The 5,687-nt window shown below is 63.9% G+C and carries 5 protein-coding genes and 1 pseudogene; 4 read left to right on the forward strand and 2 right to left on the reverse strand.

Annotated features, from left to right (window positions below; all coding sequences use genetic code 11):
- The 3 genes from ENZ74_RS19605 to ENZ74_RS19615 form a co-directional block, all read left to right on the forward strand.
- A partial coding sequence (locus ENZ74_RS19605; RefSeq protein ID WP_127312935.1) for a TOBE domain-containing protein occupies window positions 1–372 on the forward strand: 372 nt, incomplete at its 5' end.
- A 70-nt stretch (window positions 373–442) separates the two neighbouring features.
- Window positions 443–1,693 (forward strand): aconitase X, encoded by a 1,251-nt coding sequence (locus ENZ74_RS19610; RefSeq protein ID WP_063168548.1) that lies wholly within the window; start codon window positions 443–445, stop codon window positions 1,691–1,693.
- Window positions 1,690–2,148, forward strand: a complete 459-nt coding sequence (locus tag ENZ74_RS19615) for a DUF126 domain-containing protein (RefSeq protein WP_013530810.1) — start codon at window positions 1,690–1,692, stop codon at window positions 2,146–2,148. Before ENZ74_RS19610 ends, ENZ74_RS19615 begins: the two co-directional genes overlap by 4 nt.
- Here the strand turns inward: ENZ74_RS19615 and ENZ74_RS19620 are convergent.
- Both ENZ74_RS19620 and ENZ74_RS19625 read right to left on the reverse strand, forming a co-directional pair.
- Window positions 2,109–3,194 (reverse strand): siderophore-interacting protein, encoded by a 1,086-nt coding sequence (locus ENZ74_RS19620; protein ID WP_063168547.1) that lies wholly within the window; start codon window positions 3,192–3,194, stop codon window positions 2,109–2,111. The two genes, ENZ74_RS19615 and ENZ74_RS19620, sit on opposite strands and share 40 nt — an antisense overlap.
- Before the next feature lie 2 nt (window positions 3,195–3,196).
- Window positions 3,197–5,323, reverse strand: a complete 2,127-nt coding sequence (locus ENZ74_RS19625; protein ID WP_127312936.1) for a TonB-dependent hemoglobin/transferrin/lactoferrin family receptor — start codon at window positions 5,321–5,323, stop codon at window positions 3,197–3,199.
- Window positions 5,324–5,503: 180 nt separating this feature from the next.
- Between ENZ74_RS19625 and ENZ74_RS19630 the strand changes: the two are divergent.
- A pseudogene (locus tag ENZ74_RS19630) lies at window positions 5,504–5,687 on the forward strand (ABC transporter substrate-binding protein); the annotation flags it as partial.

Raw genomic sequence — 5,687 nt, forward strand, 5'->3', positions numbered from 1 at the left:
ACCTTCCTCGGCGACGCCAACATTTTTCGCGGCGACAGCACGGGCGATGGCATCCGGCTGGCGGACGGAACGGCGATTGCCGCTGGTGTGGGTGCCAAGCTTGCCGCCGGCGCCAAGGCGAGCTGTGCCGTGCGGCCCGAACGCATCCGCATCGCCAGGGATGCCGGAGCACCGGATGGCAACGCCAACATGCTCAAGGGACAGGTTTCCAAGCGCATCTTCGCCGGCAGCAACAGCACCTATTTCGTCGAGCGTGCTGGTCAGACGTTGAAAGTGATTGTGCAGAATACCGGCATGGAACGGCTGGCAGAAGGTCAGGATGTCGTGCTGCGCTGGTCGCCTGAAAGCACGGTGTTGATCGCGGCGAACTGATCCTCACCGGGTCTTGCCAGACCGTCCGCAATCAGGGACAGCATAGACGGGCACGACCCGGAGCATACCGATGACCCTGGAACTGACTGCACGCGACCGATCCATGCTCGACGGCGAGCATGGCCTGTCAGCGGCTGCTGCCATGAAAATCCTGGTCGCCTTTTCCAATGCGATCGGGGCAGGTCGTCTGCTCGACATTGCCGGCGCGCATATCGATGGTTGTCTCTACCATGGCAAGGCCGGTCTCGATTTCGTCGAGCGGCTGGTCGAAGGTGGCGGCCGCGTGCAGGTGCCGACGACGCTGAATGTCGGGTCGTTCGATCTCATCCATCCCGGCATGGTGAAATTGCCGGCGGCCGAAGAGGTGCCGGCGCGACGGTTGATGAAGGCGCATATGGAGCTCGGCTGCCAGGCGACATTCACCTGCGCGCCCTACCAGACGCGCTTCCGGCCGAGCTTTGGGCAGCAGATCGCCTGGGGTGAGTCCAACGCCATCGTCTTTGCCAATTCGGTGATTGGCGCGCGCACCAACCGCTATGGCGATTTCATCGATCTGTGCTGCGCCATGACCGGGCGCGCGCCGGCCTGGGGTCTGCATCTGAGCGAGAACCGGCGCGGCCGGATCTTGTTCGAACTGGCCTTTGCCGACCCCGAGCCGAGCGACAGCCTGTTCGTCGGCATCGGACTTGTCATCGGGCAGGCGAGCGGCGACCGCATTCCGGTGATTGCCGGCCTGCCGCAACCGCGCGACGAGGACCAGCTGAAGGCGTTGGGCGCGGCGGCGGCAACGACGGGTGCTGTGGCGCTGTTCCATGCGGTCGGCATCACGCCGGAAGCGATGACGCTCGACGAGGCGTTCCAGGGTCATGCGCCTGACGAGACGATCCGCATCAGCCGCGCCGACATCGATCATGCGCTGGCCAGGCTATCGACCGTGCCCGATGGCGCGCCGCTGGCGGCCGTGTCGCTCGGCACGCCGCATTTTTCGCATGAGGAATGGATGCGACTGTTGCCGTTGCTGCGCGAGGCAGCACCGGGTAGGCGCATTCCGATCTATGTCAACACCGGCCGCGCGACGCTGACGCGATTGCAGGAGGAGGGCGCGCTGGCCGGTATGGAGGCGTTCGGCCTGATCCCGGTCGCCGATACCTGCACCTATGTCACATCGATCCTGGAACGCCTCGATGGCGTGGTGATGACCAATTCCGGCAAATGGGCGCACTACGCACCCGGCAATATCGGTGTGTCCGTCGCCTTCGCCGAGATGCGGGATTGCATCCGCTCTGCTGCGGCCGGGCATGTTGTGCGGAGCGCGTCATGACGCGACCGGTGGAACGAACCGGCACTTTCCAGCTGGCCGGTGACGCTGAGGGTCAGGCGCTGGTGTTTTCGCAACCGCTCAGCTTCTGGGGCGGTATCGATGCCGAGACCGGCGAGATAACAGACCATTCGCACCCCGGCCTCGGCCGAAATGTCGCTGGCAGGATTTTGGTCATGCCGAGCGGGCGCGGCTCGTCGTCTTCATCCTCGGTCCTGGCCGAGGCGATCCGCAGGGGCACGGCGCCGGCCGGTATTCTTCTGGAGCGGCCGGACCCGATCCTGGCGGTCGGTGCCATCGTTGCCGAATTTCTTTATGACATCCGCATGCCGCTGGTGGTGTGCGATATTTCGAACCTTGTCTCCGGTGATCAAATTGATATCGGCATCGGCAAAGACCGCGGGCCGATCATCAGAGTTCACCCCGCCATCAATCCGGCAGAGCCACGCCGCCAATAGGCCGCCGCCAGCGTTTGATCGCGACCAAGCCCCAGCGTGTCGCGCCAACATTCGCGCACGATCTTGGCGGCAGCGGCTTCCGCCGCGAACCAGCCGAAGGCCGAACCGTCCTGCGGCCACGCCACCGAGCGGACAGCCTCGGCCAGCAGTCTGTCCTCGCCCGCCGCCACGCCATCCCGTGTCAGCCAATGAACCTCGATGCCCGTGCCATTGTTGATCGCTTGTCTTTCACCATCATTGGCGATCTCGACGAAGGCGACGCCTTTTGTCCCGGCCGGTAGCGTCTCCAGCAGCCGAGCCAGCGCCGGCAAGCCGGTTTCGTCGGCGCCCATGACGTACCATTCTGCCTGCCGCACCGGACGGCCGACCGGGCCCATGATGCCAACCTTCATGCTGGGCGCGGCCTGCATGGCCCAGGCGGAGCCGACGCTCTCGCCGGGATGGATCAGGAAGTCGACATCGATGATGCCCTTTTCCACGTCGAGCGCGCGGATGGTGTAGACGCGCGCCACTGGGCGCCGGTCGTCGGTGGGCCAGACCGGTAAGCCATTGCCGCCCAGCACCGGCCACAGCGGATCGGGGACGTCCCTGGTCGGAAACAGCATGCGGATATGCATGCCGCCGAACTTGGCGAAGCGCGAGAGGTTCTCGCCGGTCAGACGAATGCGGCGCATATTCGGAGTGAGGTCGCGAACATCGGTCACCACCATCTCGCGGAACTGGGCGAGGCTGGTTTCGCCTGAGAGATCGCCGGTCCAGACGATCTCGGGGTTTTCCTCCTTGGCGTAGACCTGTACGGCTGTGGCGAGCAGGTCCTTGATACGGGCGAGCCCGTCGCGGTCGGCAGCATTGGCCCGCATCACCAGCCGCTCCATGTCGAACGAGGCGCCGCCGAAGGCAAAGCGGAAATCGATGCGCTGTCCCTGATGCGAAGCATCGGCCTCGAAGCTCCGCAGCCTGTCGGAGATGCTGTCCATGTAGTCCGGCAGACGCCGCAGGTTGAGCCGTGCCTCGCAGGCCAGTTCACGCACCGATGCTTCGTTCATTGTCAGCCTCCGATCCTGCCGGTGAGGCCCACCTTGAAGGTGCGGCCCTTGCCCTGTTCTGTTGCCGCCGAGGTCGACCATGCGCTTTGCGGATCGGTGTAGGCGGTGTTGAAGATGTTATCGACGCCGAAATCGAGCTTGAGGTTGTCGTTGACGCGCCAGTTGGCGAAGACATTGACCAGATCGAAACCGTCATCGACGACCGGCACGGCGTTGGGATTGGTGCGGCTGGTGCGGGTGATCTTGCCGACGCTGAGATATTGCGCGCCGACGGTGAGCTGGTCCTCCAGCATGCGGAAGCCGATCGTGGCCGAGAAGCGGTCGAGCGGCGTGTTGTTCAACGCCTGGCCGGAATAGACGCCGCTGACGACCTTGGCGTCGATCAGCGCGCCGGAGAGGTTCACGAAACCCCAGCCATAATCATAAACCATCTCGGCCTCTACGCCCTTCAGGCGTGCGTCGCCGATGTTGATTGCCGTGCGCGGCAGCACGGTGAGGTCGACGTCGATGTAATCCTCGACGTCAGTGTGGAAAACGTTGACCTTGGCGCGCAGCCGATCACCCGCCGTCAGCACATCGTCATATTTCACGTTGACGCCGGCCTCCCAGTTCTTTGCCGTCTCGGGCTGCAGCAGAAGATTGGGCCGATATGTATCACCGCCGCCATGCGCGCCGCCGCCACGGAAGACATCCTGCAGACCCGGCGCCCGGTAGCCTTCGGAATAGGTGCCATAGAGCTGGAAGCCATCGAATGGCGTGACGCCGACGGTGAGGCGCGGCGACCAACGATCGCCGGAGATCGAGGCTTCCTGCGGTGACGGGATGCGCGTCTCGCCATCGAGCTGGTAGCCGTCATAGCGCATCGCCGCGATGACCTGCAGCCAATCCCCGTAATCGCCCTGCCACTGCAGGAAGCCGCCATAACCCTGCTGTTGGCCAGCGCCGAAATGCGCCGCTTCCGAGGAGGCCTCGAGATAGTAGTAGTCGAGTCCGTAGGTCAGCGTATGTGCTAGTCCCCAGACGTCGAAACGCGAGGAGTTCTTCACATTGAAACCTGTCGTGGCCACGTCGTAGAAGCGGAAATTGCCGATCGCCGAGGTCGGCCAGACCTGCGTCTGCTCGGCGCGGGTGCGGTTGTGATAGGCATTGGCGCTGAAGTCGATCAGCGCGTTGTCGTCGGGCTTCCAGGTGTAAGCGGCGGTGTAGGTCTGGTTGGTGGTGTCGGTGTCATAGCGGCTCAGGGTCGGCGAGGTCGAGCCGCTCGATCCGGTGATCTGGTCGTTGTAGCGCTGCAGGATGGCGCCGAGCTTCAGCTCATGGCCATCGGCCGGCCGCAACGTCGCCTTCAGATAGCCGCTGGTCACCCGCTCGCCGGTCCATGGCACGGTGTCGCCATTGCCATCGGTGTAGCTGTCGCGGTCGCGGTAGATGAGGTTGCCGATGATATCGGCATCGTCGCTGAAGCGGTAGGCACCGGTGGTGCTGGTGGTGAAGCCGTCGCCATTGTCCTCGTAGCCGAGCTTCTCGCTCAGCGCCCAGCGCTCATCCTTCTTGAGGAAATCGCCGGCATCCTTGGTCTCGAAGGAGACGACGCCGCCGATGCCGCCGGAACCATAGGCATTCGAGACCGGACCGCGAATGACGGTGGCTTCCTTGATCAGGTCGGGTTCGACATAGAACGAGCCAGAGCCATGACCGACGCGCCAGTAGTCCTGGCGGGCGCCGTCGAGGGTGACGACGACGCGGCCATATTGCTCCAGGCCGCGGATGTTGATGGCGGTTGCGGGATCGTCGCCATTCATCGAGGCAGCGACGCCCGGTGTGGTGCGGAAGATGTCGGCGGCTGTGTCGGGCTGGATGCGGTCGAGTTCGTCCTGATCGCCGGCGCTGATGGCGGCCATCGATTCGATCACCGCCGTTTTGATCATCGTTGCCGAGATGGTGATCACGTCGAGCATCGTCGCCGGCTGGTTCTGCGCGACACTGGCCGGCGCCAGGCGGCCGGTCTTGGCGGCGGCCTTTTTCTCCCGGTCCTGTTCCTGCGCGCTGGCAAGAGGCACGGCGCAGAGGCCGAGCACGAAGGCGAGCGCCGTGCTCGCCATCGATGTCGTGTTTGTTGTCGTTGTCATGCAGCCCCCAAGCAAAAGCAAAACTGCTGGCGGTGGCTGAGCGGCCTTGGCTGGCATTATTGAAAATCCCTCAACCAGTCAGGTCAGGGCATGGGTCACATATTTAAACATGATGACATAAGTCAACTTTAAATTTATAGCCGACCATCCTCGAGAAGCATCTGGCACGGGAACAGCGGCATGGTTGGCAGTTTAGGCGAAGGCAAGACGACCCACTGGTCGCAACCGGGCAGGATCGCGGCGGTGCTGCTTCTGGCACTGGCGGTGCTGGCGCCTTCCTGCGGCTTCAAGGCGCTGGCCGCCGAGACCGTTGTCGATGCGCTGGGACGAACCGTCGTGCCGGGCGCGGCGACCCGGATCGTGA

Origin of the sequence: Mesorhizobium sp. M7A.F.Ca.CA.002.15.2.1 (assembly GCF_003998715.1) — a bacterium.
Taxonomy (GTDB): domain Bacteria; phylum Pseudomonadota; class Alphaproteobacteria; order Rhizobiales; family Rhizobiaceae; genus Mesorhizobium; species Mesorhizobium ciceri.

Bases quoted from the DNA above. Each gene is read 5' to 3' on its own strand.
- ENZ74_RS19610 (WP_063168548.1), top strand. From the start codon at position 443: ATGACCCTGGAACTGACTGCACGCGACCGATCCATGCTCGACGGCGAG.
- ENZ74_RS19615 (WP_013530810.1), top strand. From the start codon at position 1,690: ATGACGCGACCGGTGGAACGAACCGGCACTTTCCAGCTGGCCGGTGAC.
- ENZ74_RS19620 (WP_063168547.1), bottom strand. From the start codon at position 3,194: ATGAACGAAGCATCGGTGCGTGAACTGGCCTGCGAGGCACGGCTCAAC.
- ENZ74_RS19625 (WP_127312936.1), bottom strand. From the start codon at position 5,323: ATGACAACGACAACAAACACGACATCGATGGCGAGCACGGCGCTCGCC.